Source organism: Arthrobacter sp. ES3-54 (assembly GCF_029504395.1).
Classification (GTDB): Bacteria; Actinomycetota; Actinomycetes; order Actinomycetales; family Micrococcaceae; genus Arthrobacter.
On the sequence record NZ_JAQFIF010000024.1, the window covers coordinates 1 to 14,935 of the forward strand.

At 67.1% G+C, this 14,935-nt stretch carries 14 protein-coding genes; 9 read left to right on the forward strand and 5 right to left on the reverse strand.

The annotated features are described in order from the left end of the window. Nucleotides 1-193: 193 nt before the first annotated feature. Entirely contained in the window at nucleotides 194-1,114 is a 921-nt protein-coding gene (locus M2428_RS21300) for a hypothetical protein (RefSeq protein WP_277527969.1), read from the reverse strand. A gap of 304 nt (nucleotides 1,115-1,418) precedes the next feature. Beyond that, a complete protein-coding gene (gene purN / locus M2428_RS21305) occupies nucleotides 1,419-1,997 on the reverse strand; it encodes a phosphoribosylglycinamide formyltransferase (RefSeq protein WP_277527970.1) in 579 nt (192 codons plus the stop codon). Between the two features lie 39 nt (nucleotides 1,998-2,036). Here purN and M2428_RS21310 point away from each other — a divergent pair, with 39 nt between their 5' ends. Then, nucleotides 2,037-2,468: a hypothetical protein gene (locus M2428_RS21310; RefSeq protein WP_277527971.1), complete on the forward strand. Its 432-nt coding sequence runs from the start codon at nucleotides 2,037-2,039 to the stop codon at nucleotides 2,466-2,468. Nucleotides 2,469-2,501: 33 nt separating this feature from the next. Here M2428_RS21310 and M2428_RS21315 read toward each other — a convergent pair whose 3' ends face one another. Continuing rightward, complete coding sequence (locus tag M2428_RS21315) at nucleotides 2,502-3,821, reverse strand: DUF6350 family protein (RefSeq protein WP_277527972.1); 1,320 nt, start codon at nucleotides 3,819-3,821, stop codon at nucleotides 2,502-2,504. 220 nt (nucleotides 3,822-4,041) lie between these two features. On the opposite strand from M2428_RS21315, the gene M2428_RS21320 reads away from it, so the two are divergent. After that, entirely contained in the window at nucleotides 4,042-4,461 is a 420-nt protein-coding gene (locus tag M2428_RS21320) for a DUF4383 domain-containing protein (protein ID WP_277527973.1), read from the forward strand. Nucleotides 4,462-4,783: 322 nt separating this feature from the next. Here the strand turns inward: M2428_RS21320 and M2428_RS21325 are convergent, their stop codons facing one another. Further along, on the reverse strand, nucleotides 4,784-5,251 hold the full coding sequence (locus M2428_RS21325; RefSeq protein ID WP_277527974.1) for a hypothetical protein: 468 nt from the start codon (nucleotides 5,249-5,251) through the stop codon (nucleotides 4,784-4,786). 95 nt (nucleotides 5,252-5,346) lie between these two features. Beyond that, the gene (locus M2428_RS21330) at nucleotides 5,347-6,651 is read right to left on the reverse strand and encodes an MFS transporter (protein ID WP_277527975.1); all 1,305 of its coding nucleotides are present in this window, start codon (nucleotides 6,649-6,651) and stop codon (nucleotides 5,347-5,349) included. A gap of 682 nt (nucleotides 6,652-7,333) precedes the next feature. Between M2428_RS21330 and M2428_RS21335 the strand changes: the two genes are divergently transcribed. The 7 genes from M2428_RS21335 to M2428_RS21365 all read left to right on the forward strand — a co-directional run bounded on the left by M2428_RS21335 (nucleotide 7,334) and on the right by M2428_RS21365 (nucleotide 14,931). Beyond that, entirely contained in the window at nucleotides 7,334-7,942 is a 609-nt protein-coding gene (locus M2428_RS21335; RefSeq protein ID WP_277527976.1) for a cupin domain-containing protein, read from the forward strand. Nucleotides 7,943-8,157: 215 nt separating this feature from the next. Further along, nucleotides 8,158-9,540, forward strand: a complete 1,383-nt coding sequence (locus M2428_RS21340) for an FAD-dependent oxidoreductase (RefSeq protein WP_277527977.1) — start codon at nucleotides 8,158-8,160, stop codon at nucleotides 9,538-9,540. After that, the gene (locus M2428_RS21345; RefSeq protein WP_277527978.1) at nucleotides 9,537-10,817 is read left to right on the forward strand and encodes a CaiB/BaiF CoA-transferase family protein; all 1,281 of its coding nucleotides are present in this window, start codon (nucleotides 9,537-9,539) and stop codon (nucleotides 10,815-10,817) included. The genes M2428_RS21340 and M2428_RS21345 overlap by 4 nt, the downstream gene beginning before the upstream one ends. After that, nucleotides 10,814-11,620, forward strand: a complete 807-nt coding sequence (locus M2428_RS21350) for an enoyl-CoA hydratase-related protein (protein ID WP_277527979.1) — start codon at nucleotides 10,814-10,816, stop codon at nucleotides 11,618-11,620. Before M2428_RS21345 ends, M2428_RS21350 begins: the two co-directional genes overlap by 4 nt. A 59-nt stretch (nucleotides 11,621-11,679) precedes the next feature. After that, entirely contained in the window at nucleotides 11,680-12,618 is a 939-nt protein-coding gene (locus M2428_RS21355; protein WP_277527980.1) for a dihydrodipicolinate synthase family protein, read from the forward strand. Then, on the forward strand, nucleotides 12,618-13,406 hold the full coding sequence (locus tag M2428_RS21360) for an SDR family oxidoreductase (RefSeq protein WP_277527981.1): 789 nt from the start codon (nucleotides 12,618-12,620) through the stop codon (nucleotides 13,404-13,406). Before M2428_RS21355 ends, M2428_RS21360 begins: the two co-directional genes overlap by 1 nt. A gap of 52 nt (nucleotides 13,407-13,458) precedes the next feature. After that, nucleotides 13,459-14,931, forward strand: a complete 1,473-nt coding sequence (locus M2428_RS21365; protein ID WP_277527982.1) for an aldehyde dehydrogenase family protein — start codon at nucleotides 13,459-13,461, stop codon at nucleotides 14,929-14,931. Nucleotides 14,932-14,935: the final 4 nt, after the last annotated feature.

Sequence of the window (14,935 nt, forward strand, 5' to 3'; positions counted from 1 at the left end):
CGAAGAACTCAGTGCGCGCATCGAGGGAAAACACTCTGGCCATCTAACGCTCCATCAATCAGAGCGTTGCTGCGACCATATGACTCTGCCGCGCTGAGAACCGCCCGAAGTGATAGCGCATCGGGGAAATCACGACGGCGCCCCTCACCTGCGACAGGTGAGGGGCGCCGTCGTCTGTGGTTAGGTCACCCGGCTACTGGATGCAGGTCACGGATACCGAGAGGGCGTTTGCTTTGAGCTGGGTGACGGACCAGCCGGTGGGCTGACCCCCTCCGGCCACTACCGGCTGGCTGGCCACGACCTGGTTGCCGTTGCTGCTGTTGACCGAGAAGCCGCCGCCGGTGGCGACGTGGCCGGCCGGGCAGTTGGCTACGACAGTGAGCGTTGAGCCGCTGGCCGACGCGACACTCACACTGGTGGAAGCTGCGGCACCGGTTGCGCCGGTTGCACCCGTCGAACCCTTTGCACCTGCAGGGCCGACCGGTCCGACGGCACCCATGGGGCCGGCAGCGCCGGTGGCACCGGTCTCGCCCTGAAGGCCGGCCTCCCCGGCAATGCCTGTGGCGCCGGTGTCGCCTTTGTCACCGGTATCGCCCTTCTCGCCTTGGACGCCTTGGGCGCCCGTCTCACCTGTAGCACCTACGGCTCCTGTCTCGCCTGTGCTGCCCGTGGCCCCGGTATCGCCCTTGTCACCCGTATCACCCTTCTCGCCCTGGGCACCCGTTTCACCTGTGGCCCCCGTGGCACCCGTCTCGCCCGTGGCACCGGTCTCGCCTGTGGCCCCCATGGCACCGGTCTCGCCTGTGGCACCGGTGTCACCCAGCAGGCCGGGCAGTCCCTGGATGCCCTGCGGACCCGCAATCCCCGGGATCCCCTGGGCACCGGTGGCGCCCTGGACGCCCTGGACGTTCCAGGAGATCGCGGTTTCCTTCTTGGAATCGCACGAAGACCCCGCCGGGAGTACCCGCAGCTCGCCGCCGTTGTTGTTGTTGAAGCACCCCTTGATTTCCCCACCTGCCGACGTTGGAGTCGCCGCGAAAGCAGCAGAAACGGCGCCCGTTCCCAGAACGAGCGCCGCAGTGAGACACAGGACTTTTGGACTTGTTTTGGCCATGCTGAATCGAGACACGTAGAACCCCCGGAAGATGCGAAGAATGAATGAGACTGCGCCAGACTATGGCCCATTCCACAACTTGCACCGGCGCGGAAATACCTGACTTTCGGCCCGGCAGTACCTGACTTTCGGCCCGAGTACTCGCTTTGCGGGTCCGACTACTTGGTTTAGCCGGAAAAGCCGCTACGCGCCGGCCACTCGATGCCCTATCACTTCAGGCTGTTCTGAGGGCTGAGAACCACTCCAAGTGATAGCGCATCGGGGAAATCAGGCAGGGGGCCAGACAGGGAATCAGGCGGGCGGGTTAGGCAGGGGCGTGCCGGGCCGCGGCCAGGGATGCCAGGGTGGAGACCAGGAGCCGGCGCTCCACGACCTTGATGCGCTCGTGCAGGGATTCCTCGGTCTCGCCGTCCCCGATCGCCACGGCTTCCTGCGCGATGATGGGGCCGGTATCCACCCCGGCGTCGGCCCAGTGCACCGTGCAGCCGGTGACCTTCACACCGTAGGCCAGCGCGTCGCGGACACCGTGGGCGCCGGGGAAGGACGGCAGCAGCGCCGGGTGCGTGTTGAGGTATTTGCCGCCAAACGCGTCGATGAAGTCCGCGCTGACAATCCGCATGAAGCCTGAGGACACCACCACATCCGGGGCGAAGCCGGCGACAGCCTCGGTCAGGGCCGCGTTCCAGGCCGCCCGGTCCGGGTAGGCCTTGAAGTCCACCACGAACGTGGGGATGCCAGCGGCGGCGGAGCGCTCCACCCCGAAAGTCCCCGACCGGTCGGCGCCGACGGCGGCGATCTCGACGTCGAGCGCGCCGGACTTAACGGCATCGATAACTGCCTGGAGGTTGGAACCGGTGCCGGAAACAAGGACTACTATGCGCATGGTCCTAGCTTATGGGGCCGCTCGCGTAGGCTGGAAAACATGAATTCCCCCACGGACTCCGGCAGCGGCCAGCCGGGCCGGCATCCGCGCGGCCAGGCGGTCCAAGAATCCACGCGGCTGACCCACACCCTGTTCCGGCTGTTTATCGTCGCGGTCCTGGGCTCGTTCTTCGTCTTCCAGCTCGACGTGAGCTACCTGTGGCTGACGGCCCTGCTCACGGCGGCCGCGATTGTGCTGGGCATCGTGGTGCTGATCCGGGCGGCGAAGTACAAGGAATCGCGGCTGGTCCTGTTCGGCACGATTTCCGGGCTGGTGGTTTCAGCGGTGATGCTGCTGGTGATCCTGGCCTCGACGCTGTTCTTCAACCAGATCCGCGACTACCAGCAGTGCGTCCGCCACGCCCTGACGCAGCAGGCAACCTCGGAATGCCGGACGCAGCTGGAGAACTCCATGCCGACGCAGCTGCGCTAGCAGCTGCCCTCGGAGTGCGTCAGAGAGAAGCTGTCAGCGGCTGTTGACCGTCTCCAGGTCCGCCTCGCGCAGCTTCTGCTGGCGTTCCAGCCAGGGTCCGGCCGCATAGCCGATCACGACGCCGATCCCCACCTCCGCGGCCACGAACAGTGCCATGCGGAGCGGATCGGGCCCGATCTCCGTCAGCCGCCCGATGCCGGCCGAGCCGCGGGCCAGCCAGGCGAGCCCCGCCGCGAGCAGCCCGGCCACGGAGCCGATCACCGCGCCCAGCACCAGGGTGGAGGCCGCGGCGGTAAACCAGCGGGCCCGGATCTTGATGGACAGCCATTCGTCGAAGTGGTTTTCGCCTTCGCGCAGGAACCACCAGCCGGCCAGCGCCCCGGCCAGCGTCGGAACCACCAGGGCCACGAAGCCGAAGTCGAGCGAGCCTGACGGAAGCGCGGCGAACACCGGAACGGACGGCAGCGGGCCGACGGCGGTCCCGAGCGGCCCGGCCAGCGAGCCGACGCCGAGGGCGAACCCCGAGCCGGAGATCCAGGCCAGGGCAAACACGACGAGGTTGGGCAGGAAGCCAAGCTGCACGATGGCGAGCACGCCGCCGCCCATCGCGCCGGCGTCGAGCCCTTCATAGACGGCGACCACGAGGTTCCAGTGAATAAAGAGGTCGACGGCGAGCAGCGCCGCCGACATCGCCAGGCTCGCCATCAGCGCCACCGATCCGGCCTTGATGGCCGAGCCAAGGTAGGACCCGGCCCAGCGGGAGTGCTGGCTGGTGCGGGACAGCCAGGCCACGGCGTCGACGCCGATCAGCCGGCTCCAAGAGCCTGCCTCGCGGCGCGCGCCCACCACCATGCCGAGCCCGAATGGAATGAGGGGAATGAACGCGGCAGCCCAGAGACTGATGCCGACGTCGGCCGCGCGGCAGACGAAGCCAGTAGTGATCCCGAACGCCGCGTACATCAGCCAGGACCCGAGCAGCGCCTGCCAGAGCTGGTCCGTGTAGGAGGCGCGGGCCAGGCGCCGTCCGGCTCGCCATGCGAGCAGGAATGGGATGAGGGCCAGACCCAGCGGGATAAGCGAGAGCGTGCCGGATTCCGGGTACGCGGCGGACCCTGCGCCTGGGGTGTCCAGCAGCAAGGGCACGCCGTGGATCAGCAGCCAGGCCTGGCCGGCCAGGCGGGCCAGGACGTCGAATCCGCTGTGCTGGAATCCGGCCGTGGCCCAGACCATGACGATCGGCGCCACCACCACCAAGGCGGAAATGACGGCGGCCTGGGCGGACTCGAGGGCACCCTGCAGCCACAGGGGCATGGGAAGGCCACGTTGTCCGGTCTGATCAGCGCGCAGTTTCATCGAGATCCATGGTGCCACGGGCCCGGCATCCGGCCGGTTTCCGACAGGCACATTGCCCAGATCCGCCGTATTCGCCGTCCGGGCCTCCCGGCGCTTTTTCCAGACCCGGGTCGTAAAATTGTTAGTGTCCGCAATCAGTGGTTGGAGGCAGAAAATGACTACCGCATCTCCCCATGCGCATGGCGTTCATTTTGGTCGGACAGATGTACAGAACGTTGGCATGGGTGTGGGTATCGTCCTGATCGTCGTGGGCATCTTGGGGTTCATCCCCGGCATCACTACGAACTACAGCGAACTGAGGTTCTTCGGGCCTGATTCCAAGGCCCTGTTCCTAGGCCTGTTCCAGGTGTCGATGTTGCTGAACATCGTTCAGCTCGCGATCGGCGCCACCGGCCTGACCATGTCCCGGACTGCCCTGGGCGCCCGGAATTTCCTCATGGGCTCCGGTCTGCTGTACATCGTCCTTAGCATTTACGGTTTCATCGTCGGCTTGGATTCGGCGGCCAACTTCCTGTCGCTGAACACCATGGACAATTGGGCCTTCATGGTAATGGGCATAGTAATGGCCGGCGCAGGCTGGCTGATGACGAGGCACCTTGAAGAAGACGTAGAGACCCGGTCATCAACCCCCGGGACATAGGGAGCCGCGAATGAGTAACGTTTCATAGTATTCAGAAAATTCGTACTACCTGCTGGTGCAGTGGTTTAGCGGAAACGCGGCGGCTGCACCAGCTTTTCTGTGTGCCCGGTTTCTGTTCGGCACAGGTACCGACGGCGGCGCCGGCACCGCGTCCGGCGACGGCGGCACGCCCCGCGCGCATGAAGGCCGGGACTCTTGGTCCCGGCCTTCAGTGAGCCATGCAGGGTTGCGGTCGTGGCCCCCATGCTCCCAACTGACTAGCAGCAGGGGCCGTTCTGAGGGCTCAAAACGGCCCCTGCTGCGAGCCAGTTGGGCCGACGTGCTAGGTGGTGCTGTCCTCCACGCGGGGCGGAAGGGTGTCCCACTCCGTTTCCGCGGCCCGCATCCAGGGAAATGGCAGCAGTTCCTTGATCCGGACCTTCCCCACTTCGCCCTCGGCATCGACCAGGACGGAGGTCTCGGTTCCGTATGAACGCAGCAGTTCCCGGCAGAGGCCACAGGGGTTCGTGACCTGGGGTTGTCCCTGCCCGTCCATGCTGACGGCCACCACGGAGTGGATTGATGCCTCCTGCGCCATGCGGGCATTGGCGAGGGCGCTGGATTCGGCGCACACATTGATGCGCTTTGCGCCAATGTGCAGTCCGAGGTAAATAGCCCCCGACTCACCCCGCATGGCCGCGGCCACCCGGTGGTTCTCGCTGTGATGGGCGGTCAGCAACAGCCCACGCGCTGCCTCGTAAAGCTCCACGTCTGACACGCTGAGGTCAAAGGAGATCACTTTTGCCTCCACGCCTCTTCCGTCCGGGCGAATCGCGTCCATGAGGGTTCCCACTTTCCGTTTTCACTGTCCTGGCGTTGTTACCGGCACGTTCTTCACTGCAGTTCTTACCTGCCGATGAAGATGCCGTTTTTCTTCCGGGCGAGCAGGTAGAAGACGATGCTGAGCGTCGACAGGACAGCCACGTACACGGGGAAGATCCAGGACGCGTTCACGGACTGGAGCCAGACCAGGAGGTAGGAGGCCGTGCCGCCGAAGAGGGCGACGCCCAGGCCGTAGCCGAGGGCAGTTCCGGCGCCGCGGATAGTCTTCGGCATGAGGGAGCTGCAGACGACGTTGTACAGGGTCATGTTCAGGACCAGCACGACGGAACCGCCGAGGAGGACGGCCGCGAAGCCGGCGATGCCGGGCTTGACGTACATCAGCATCAGGAAGACGGACGGAATGGACAGCGCGCGGGTGATCAGGAACCACTTGGAGATCGACTTGCCATCGCAGACCTTGCTGATGATGAGGCTTCCGATAACCAGCACGACGCCGAGGACAGTGGTGAGCGCGAAGACAGCGGTCGCGTCTTCCTTGAAGCCGCTGCGGGCCGCCGTCGGCAGGCCCGTGTTCCAGGCGTAGTTGTACGCCTGCGCTGCTCCGACGACGAACGTGATGGCCAGCACGCTGAGCCAGTGCTTGCGCACTCCGCCCCAGACCTTTTTCGCGGAGTTGTCCGCCAGCTCCTCGGGCTTCATGGTTTCCGGAAGCGTCCGGCGAAGGTAGACAACGACAAAGCCGAAGGCCGCGCCGACGACGAACGGCACACGCCAGCCCCAGTCGGCCATAACGGCTCCGCCGAGCATCAGGGATGACAACCAGCTGACAAGCGAGGCGAGCAGGATGCCCGCGTTGACGTAGAAGGAGATGATGCCGGCAACAAAGCCCTCGCGCCCCTCGGGGACGAGTTCGACCGCGTGGGCGGTGGACAGCGGAGCTTCAACACCCGTGGAGATGCCCTGGATGATGCGGCAGACCAGCAGGATGACGCCGGCGGCGGCACCGATCTGGTCGTAGGTGGGGCACAGGGCAATGACCAGGGTGGTGCCGGCCATCATCATGATGGACCAGAGCATTACCCGGCGTCGTCCGATCCGGTCGGCCAGGGTGCCGAGCATGATTCCGCCCAGCGGACGGAATGCGAAGCCGACGGCGAAGACTGCAAGCGCGCTCAGCGTTGCGGCAACGGGGTCCTGCGACGGGAAAAACTTTGGCCCGATGAAAGCCGACAGAAGGCCAAAGACCATCCAGTCGTACCACTCCAGGGTGTTCCCGAGCCCGAGGCCCAGCAGCCCGCGGCGTACTTCCGGAGAGAGCCGGGACTTCCGGCCGCCCTCTACGTCAATCTTGACGACAGTGTCAGTCATGATACTTTTCCTTCCCCCTCGCCTTCGGGGCGCGGGAGGGTACGGATCACCGGCGGACGCCCTCGTGGGGTCGGCGGTGATCGAAACTATCGTTTGGCTTGGTCCGCAGGGCGGGACCGGGTCACCACATGGGAGGTGAGTTAGCCCAGATAGCTACGCGTGCCTCTTCGTAGCGATTGAATGCAAACGGGCCATCCAGCTCGGCAACAAGGGACGGATCGCTAAGGAACGCGCCTCTAGTTTACCGGCCGACATCAGGCTTGCGGATGGCTTGGCAGATGCCACTGCCTCAGCACAAGGGAGCGATCACGAACGCGGGCCGGGCGCACCTTCCGCCAGAAGGTGGTTGCGCCCCACTCCTGTTCGCTAAGCGTCGAACTCTTAGTGGTGCGGCTCACACAACTATATTGAAGATCTTCACAGAGTCAATGGTTTTGCGGAAAAAACGGCCTCACCTCGGACGATGGCGCCAGGCCGAGCGGGAGCGCATCGGGAGCCCAGCCCGGACAGGGCGCGAAACCCGCGCAATTCAGGCCCGGATGAGTCCCGGACGGGTCCCGGCTCCAGGCCCGGACATCCAGGAAGGAAGGCAGGAATCGTAAAGAATTTTACGAAAACCATTGATTCGCTAAAAATTTTCACTATAGTTATGTGTGTTAGCTCACCAAGAGAAAGTCGGACCATGGCTACCGAAAGCGTCACGGGATCTTCCCCAGCCGGCACGAGCGTCCTCCTTGCCACCGTAGGCAACAAGGTACGCAACATGCGCAAAGACAAAGGAATGACCCTTGCCAAGCTCTCGGAAGTCACCGGCCTCAGCCCGGCGATCGTAAGCCAGATCGAACGCGGCCTGGCCAATCCGTCTTTCACCACCTTGGCCCAGCTGGCGCACGGCTTGGACATCCCTGTTGGGAAGTTCTTCATCGGACAGGAAGAAACCAGGTCCCCCGTGGTCCGCAAGGCCGAGCGGCGAAACCTTAAAGGCGTTACCAAGAAGTCCGTGGGCGAGGCGGTCTATGAACTGCTCACCCCGGACCTTAACGGTGCGCTTGAGGCCCAATGGATCGTGAGTCCGCCAGGCCACGACACCAGTGCCACCCCTTTCCGGCACAGCGGCGAGGAATTCGGCATCGTTCTCTCCGGCCGGAAAGACATCTTCTTGGACGGCGAGTGCTACACGCTGGAGGAAGGCGATTCGATCACCTTTTCTTCGGATACGCCTCACTGGTACAAGAACAGCTACGAAGAGGTCTGCGTAGCGATCTGGGTTAACGCACCTCACGCGTGGTGATCGGCCGGCTCTAGCCGCCGTCGCCGTCCGGTCCGGATACGTCCGCCGGAACCTTAACTACACCCCGCAGTAAGGTCCGCAACGGGCCGCGCTGCGTCATACCCTCTGCCGGGTCGATTTCGCGGTCAGCGTCGCCGCGATCCTCTCCTGAGCACCGTCTTCTACGTCACCGGCCGCCCTTCCAACGGCACATCGCCGGAAAAGTTAGGATCCCCATGAACCCGTCTACAGCCATGTCGTCGCTGGAACTCAGCACCACCACGGCGGACCTCACCGCTCCCGTCATCTCCCGCTCCGACGTCCTCGTGGTCGGCGGTGGCCCCGCAGGTGTAGCCGCCGCCGTCACCGCGGCCCGCTCCGGTGCCTCGGTCACGCTGCTGGAACGCTACTCCTCCCTCGGGGGCCTCGCCTCCGGCGGCATGGTGCTGGTCCTGGATGACATGATCAACGGCCAGGAAATCACCGTCACGGGCATCGTGTCCGAGTACGTCGAGCGCCTGCAGAAGCTGGGCCTGGCCATCGTCCCGCCGGCCGATGACCGCAAGACCTCCGAGGAACTGTGGAACAAGTGGGGCCGCTACGGCACCTTCGATTTCCACTCGCACACCACCCCCAAGCCGGTCTGCTACGCCGCCGCCTTCGACCCCGACGGCTGGAAGCGCGTCTCCAACGACCTCGTCCGCGAGGCCGGCGTCAACCTTCGCCTGCATTCCTGGTTCTCCCGCCCCATCGTGGACAACGGCGTCATGAAGGGCGTCATCTGCGAGACCAAGTCCGGCCCGCAGGCCTTCATGGCCGACATCGTCATCGACACCACCGGCGACATCGACGTCGCCTCCCGGGCCGGCGCCAGCTACGTCAAGGACAGCTACCTCACCACGCTCGTCTTCCGCCTCGGCAACGTGGACACCAACGCCGCGGAAGCCTTCGAACAGGCCAACCCGAAGGAAGCCCGCGCCATCAACCGCAAGATCAAGCGCCTCCTCGGCGGTGCCTGGGAACTGTGGTGGCTCAAGACCCCCATCGACGGCGTCGTCTGGTGCAACGCACCGCACATGACCGGCTTCGACGGCGTCGACCCGGCGGACATGACCGCCGCCGAGTTCGCCGCACGGGACCGCATCACCGAGGCTGTGGACTACGTCCGCGCCAACCTGCCCGGCTTCGAGAACTGCTACATGCTCGACGTCGCGTCCCAGATGGGCGTCCGCCAGACCCGGCTGCTGGAAGGCGAGTACGTCATGACCAAGGACGACGTCACCTCCCGCCGGCACTTCGCCGACACCGTGGCCCGCGGCCGCGACTACTACTACCCGTTCCGCTCGCTGCTGCCCAAGGAAGTGGACCAGCTGCTGGTCGCCGGCCGGCACTACTCCGCCACCCCCGAGGCGCAGAAGATGTCCCGCGAAATCCCGCCCTGCATGGCCATGGGCCAGGCCGTCGGCGTCGCCGCCGCGCTGGCGATCCAGACCGGCACCCTGGTCCGCGACGTCTCCGCGCTGGACATCCAGCAGGGCATGCGCCGGCACGGCGCGGACCCGGGCGACGTCCCGTCGTCGAACGCCACCCTTGACGTGGACGCGGTGGTGGGGGCATGAGCACCGTCATCGACGAACTGCTGTCAGGCACAACAGCAGCAAGCTCAGCAGAAGGCACGACGGCGGCCCCCGCCGCCGCTCCTGAATCTGCCGGCACCCCGCTCCCCCTCGATGGAATCAAGATCGTGGACTTCACCCAGGTGTTCATGGGCCCGTCCTGCACCCAGCTGCTGGGCGACTACGGCGCGGACATCATCAAGGTGGAACGCCCGGGCGCCGGGGACATCTCCCGCAACTCGTTCCCGGACAAGGACGGCCAAGACAACCCGATCTTCCTGTCCATCAACCGGAACAAGCGCAGCATCTCCGTGGACACCCGCACCGACGACGGCAAGGCCGTGCTCCGCCGGCTGCTGGCCGACGCGGACGTGGTGGTCAGCAACTTCCGCTCCGGCGTGATGGAGCGGATGGGCTTCGGCTACGAGGACCTCAAGGAGCAGAACCCGGGCATCATCTGGGCCTCCGGCACCGGCTTCGGCCCCGAGGGCCCCTACTCGCACAAGGGCGGCCAGGACGCGATCGCCCAGGCCTACTCCGGCGTCATGTGGCGCCGCGAATCGGACGACGTCAAGCCGTCCATCTACCCCACCACGCTGTGCGACTACATCACCGGCATGCACCTCATGCAGGGCATCCTGCTGGCGCTGCGCACCCGGGAGGGCTCCGGCGTCGGGCAGAAGGTGGAGGTGACCATGTACGACTCCATGCTGCACCTGCAGATGCAGGAGGCGTGCATGCAGCTCAACCGCGGCTACGAGGTCAACTGGGGCGCCATGCCGCTCAGCGGCGTCTTTGAAACCACCGACGGCGCCGTCTGCATGGTGGGCGGCTTCACCCCGGACCCGCTGGCCCGGATCTCCGAGGCGCTGGGCCTGGACGAGGACCTCACGCTGCGGCCCGAGTTCGCCAACCTGGAGCAGCAGTTCGAGAACAAGCCGGCACTGCAGGCGATCTTCCGCGAGCGCATCGCCACCAACACCACCGCATACTGGACCGGCCAGCTGGAGGACAAGGGACTGCTCAACGCCCCCGTGCACACCCTGGAGCAGACCCTGGCCGATGCGCAGACCCACGCCAACGGCATGATCGTCGAGGCAGAACACCCCGGCGTCGGCACCGTGAAAATGCTCAACGCGCCCATCCGGCTCTCCGCCACCCCGCCCACCATCCGCCGGGCGGCCCCGCGGCTCGGCGAACACAACGTTGAGGTGCTGCTGGAGAACGGGTTCGACGCCGAGACCATCGAACGCCTGCAGCAGCTGGGAGTCCTGCGATGACCGCCGTAGTAGAGCAGACAGTTGACCAGGTCACCCTGACCATCGAGAACCACGTGGCCACGGTGGTCATCGACCGCCAGCACGTGCTCAACGCCGTCGACGGCGGGGCCCAGGCCCGGCTCAACGACATCTGGGATCAGCTCGAAGCCGATCCCGACGTCCGGGCCGTGGTCATCACGGGCGCCGGAACCCGGGCCTTCTGCGTGGGCGCGGACATGTCCGCGTCCGCCGTGGACAAGACCGGCCTCGAGTATTGGGCGGGTCTGGACCCGAATGGCTTCGGCGGGCTCAGCCTGCGCACCACGCTGGACATCCCGGTGATCGCCCGGGTCAACGGTTACGCGCTCGGCGGCGGCATGGAGATCGTGCTCGGCGCAGACATCGTGATCGCCGCGGACACCGCCCGCTTCGGGCTGACGGAACCGCGGGTCGGGCGCCTGGCGCTCGACGGCGGCATCCACCAGCTGGTGCGCCGGATCCCGTACACCCAGGCGATGGGCATGCTCCTGACCGGGCGGAAGGCCCAGGCCTCGGAGATGCAGTCCATGGGCCTGGTCAATGAGGTGGTCCCCGCGGATGAGCTCGACGCCGCGGTGCAGCGCTGGCTGGACCAGATCCTCGCCTGCGCCCCCACCTCCGTCCGGGCGGTCAAGCAGATGGTCACGCAGACCGCGCACCTGACCGCCACCGAGGCCCGCGGGCTCCGGCTCCCGGCCCTCATGGCGGCGCTGGACAGCGAGGACTCAGCCGAAGGCGTCCGCGCCTTCCAGGAGAAGCGCCCGCCGCTCTGGCCGGGCCGCTAGCCTCCACCGCCTGATACTCAGCCGCTCGAAGAACAACAAAAGCTTAGAAGGAGAAACCAATGCGGGAGTCACTGACACCCGGCGTGTGGGGCGTCGTCGCCACACCGTTCCAGGGCAGCGCCCTGGATGTCGACACGGACAGCCTGGCCGGACTCGTGGGCTACTACGAGTCGATCGGCGCCACCGGGCTCACGGTCCTGGGCGTGTTCGGCGAGGCCGCGGCCCTGACGGCAGCCGAACGCAGCCTGGTCCTGGAAGTGGTCATGGAGGAGACGCGCCTGCCGCTCGTGGTGGGAGTAACCTCCCTCTACACCGGCACGGCCGTCGATGAAATCCGTTCCATCCAGGCCGCCACCGGCGACCGGATGGCCGCTGTCATGGTGCAGGCCAACTCCGCCAACCCCGGCGTGGTCATCGCGCACCTGAACGCCATTCACCACTCCACCGGCGCCAGCGTGGTGCTGCAGGACTACCCCCTGGCCAGCGGCGTCAGCATCAGCACCGAGGCACTGATCTCCGTAGTGCAGGCCTGCAGCTTCGTCACCGCGGTCAAGGCCGAGGCCCCGCCCACGTCCGTGGCGATCGCACACCTGACCGCAGCCCTGGACGTCTCCGTGTTCGGCGGCCTCGGCGGCCAGGGGCTGCTGGACGAGCTCATGGCCGGCGCCGCCGGGGCGATGACCGGGTTCTCCTACCCGGAAGCGCTCATCGCCTGCGTGCGGGCCTGGCAGAAGGACGGCTACGAGGCCGCCCGTGACGCCCTGCTGCCGTATCTGCCGTTGATCAACTTCGAACAGCAGGCCAAGATCGCGCTGGCGGTCCGCAAGGAATGCCTGCACCAGCGTGGACTGATTGCCGACGCCGGCGTCCGGGCCCCGGCCGCGGCCTTCCCGGAGGTTCTCCGGACGGGGTTGCGCACGCATCTGGCCGAGGCCGCCAAGGCCCTCGGCCCGAACCCGGCCGCCGCCATCGCCGTCGCCACGGCGGGGAGGAACTAATGGACCTCGGAATCAGCGGGAAGACCGCTTTTGTGGCCGCCTCCACCGGCGGGCTCGGCCTCGCCATCGCCCGGGCCCTCGCGGCCGAAGGCGTACGGGTAGCCATCACCGGCCGCCGCCAGGTCCGCGCCAAGGAGATCGTCGCCGAGCTGACGGACGCCTACGGGCCGGGCGCCGTCGCCATCGAGGCAGACCTGAGCACCGCGGAAGGCGTGGCCGCCGCCGTCGAACAGACAGTGGCGGAACTCGGGCCCATCGACATCCTGGTCCTCAACGGTCCCGGACCGAAGCCCGGCGCGGCCGCCACGCTCGGCGCCGACGACATCGCCGCGGCGTTCGAACAACTGGTCAAACCGCACCACGCCCTGGTCTCGCACATCCTTCCGGGCATGCGGGAACGGCGCTGGGGACGGATCCTGGCCGTCGGTTCCAGCGGCGTCGTGGCGCCGCTGCCCAACCTGGCCGTCTCCAACACCGGCCGCGCGGCGCTGGCCGGCTACCTCAAGACCCTCGCCGCCGAGGTGGCTTTGGACGCCGTCACGGTCAACATGCTCCTGCCCGGACGCATCGCCACGGACCGGGTCGCGGAACTGGACCAGGCCGCCGCCAAGCGGCGCGGCACCACGCCCGAGGACATCCAGCTCGAATCCCGCAAGACCATCCCCGCCCGCCGCTACGGCGAACCCGAGGAATTCGGCGCCGCCGCCGCGTTCCTCTGCAGCGCCCCGGCGTCCTACATCACGGGCGTGGCGCTGCGCTGCGACGGCGGCCTCATCCGCGGGCTCTAACCGCTCTAGCCGCCCCGCACATACCCTGCTCCGACTCTCCCGAAGGAACACCATGACTTCCACTGCATCAGACATCTCAACTGCCACCGCGGACCTCATCACCGCCCGGCACCTCATCAACGGCGAATGGCTCGGCGGGGCGGACACCGAACGGATGAACCCGGCCCGCCCGGGTGAGCTCGCCGCCCTCTCCCCCAGCGGCACCGCAGCCGACGTCGACGCCGCCATCACCGCCGCCACCGCCGCGCAGCCGGCCTGGGCGGCCCTGCCCGCCCCGGCCCGCGGCGCCATCCTGATGACCGCCGGAAACCTGCTCCTGGACCGCCAGACTGCCATCGCCGAGGACCTCGTCCGCGAAGAAGGCAAGACGCTGGCCGAGGCCAAGGGCGAGGTCAAGCGCGCCTCCGACGTGCTGCGCTTCTTCGGTTCCCTCGGCTGGGCCGCCACCGGCGAGGTGCTGCCCAGCGGGCTGCCGGACACCACCATCACCACCCGCCGCGAGCCGCTCGGCATCGTCGGGCTCATCACGCCGTGGAACTTCCCCATCGCCATCCCGGCCTGGAAGGCCGCCCCGGCACTGATCAGCGGCAACGCCGTGGTCATCAAGCCGGCCGAGCTCACCCCGCTCTCCGCCACGCACCTGGCCCGCGCCCTGCAGGACGCCGGGCTGCCCGCCGGCGTGTTCAACGTGGTCCACGGCAAGGGCCGCGTGGTGGGCGACGCCCTGGCCCGCGATTCCCGCATCGCCGGGCTGTCCTTCACCGGCTCCACCAACGTGGGTCTCGGACTGCAGGAGATCCTCAACGCCCGCCGCGCCCGGGTCCAGCTGGAAATGGGCGGCAAGAACGGCGTGCTGGTCCTGGACGACGCCGATCCCCGCAAGGCCGCCCAGGTGGTGGCGGCCGGCGCCTTCGGCCTGACTGGCCAGGCCTGCACCGCCACGTCCCGCGTCTACGTCACGCCGGGCATCCGGGCTGCGTTCCTTGAGGCCCTCACGGCGGAGGCCGCGCAGTACACCGCCGGTGACGGGCTCGAGGGCGCAAAGATGGGTGCCGTGGTGAGCAGCCAGCAGTTCGAACAGAACCAGGCCGCGGTGCGCACCGCCGTCGAACGCGGCGCCACGCTGCTGCACGGTGCCTACGACGGCGGCACGGACGCCGGCTTCCTGTTCCCGGCCGCCGTCCTCACCGACCTGCCGTTCGACGACGCCGCCGTGACCGAAGAGATTTTCGGGCCCGTGGTGGCCGTCCTTGAGGTCCCGGACTATGAGGCCGGGCTCGCCGCGATCAACGATTCCCGCTACGGCCTCACCGCCGGCATCTGCACCGACTCCCTGGCGTTCTCCACGGACTTCGCCGCCCGCGCCCAGGCCGGGGTCATCAAGGTCAACCGTCCGACGGCGGGGCTGGACCTGAACGTGCCGTTCGGCGGCGTCAAGGACTCCTCCACCAACACGTTCCGCGAACAGGGGAAGTCCGCACTGGACTTCTTCACGTGGGGCAAGACCGTCTACACGGGTGTGTAGCCTG

What these genes read in the sequence shown, in the direction of transcription:
- M2428_RS21300 (WP_277527969.1), bottom strand. Translation starts at nt 1,114, where the DNA reads ATGGCCAAAACAAGTCCAAAAGTCCTGTGTCTCACTGCGGCGCTCGTT.
- purN (WP_277527970.1), bottom strand. Translation starts at nt 1,997, where the DNA reads ATGCGCATAGTAGTCCTTGTTTCCGGCACCGGTTCCAACCTCCAGGCA.
- M2428_RS21310 (WP_277527971.1), top strand. Translation starts at nt 2,037, where the DNA reads ATGAATTCCCCCACGGACTCCGGCAGCGGCCAGCCGGGCCGGCATCCG.
- M2428_RS21315 (WP_277527972.1), bottom strand. Translation starts at nt 3,821, where the DNA reads ATGAAACTGCGCGCTGATCAGACCGGACAACGTGGCCTTCCCATGCCC.
- M2428_RS21320 (WP_277527973.1), top strand. Translation starts at nt 4,042, where the DNA reads ATGGGTGTGGGTATCGTCCTGATCGTCGTGGGCATCTTGGGGTTCATC.
- M2428_RS21330 (WP_277527975.1), bottom strand. Translation starts at nt 6,651, where the DNA reads ATGACTGACACTGTCGTCAAGATTGACGTAGAGGGCGGCCGGAAGTCC.
- M2428_RS21335 (WP_277527976.1), top strand. Translation starts at nt 7,334, where the DNA reads ATGGCTACCGAAAGCGTCACGGGATCTTCCCCAGCCGGCACGAGCGTC.
- M2428_RS21340 (WP_277527977.1), top strand. Translation starts at nt 8,158, where the DNA reads ATGAACCCGTCTACAGCCATGTCGTCGCTGGAACTCAGCACCACCACG.
- M2428_RS21345 (WP_277527978.1), top strand. Translation starts at nt 9,537, where the DNA reads ATGAGCACCGTCATCGACGAACTGCTGTCAGGCACAACAGCAGCAAGC.
- M2428_RS21350 (WP_277527979.1), top strand. Translation starts at nt 10,814, where the DNA reads ATGACCGCCGTAGTAGAGCAGACAGTTGACCAGGTCACCCTGACCATC.
- M2428_RS21355 (WP_277527980.1), top strand. Translation starts at nt 11,680, where the DNA reads ATGCGGGAGTCACTGACACCCGGCGTGTGGGGCGTCGTCGCCACACCG.
- M2428_RS21360 (WP_277527981.1), top strand. Translation starts at nt 12,618, where the DNA reads ATGGACCTCGGAATCAGCGGGAAGACCGCTTTTGTGGCCGCCTCCACC.
- M2428_RS21365 (WP_277527982.1), top strand. Translation starts at nt 13,459, where the DNA reads ATGACTTCCACTGCATCAGACATCTCAACTGCCACCGCGGACCTCATC.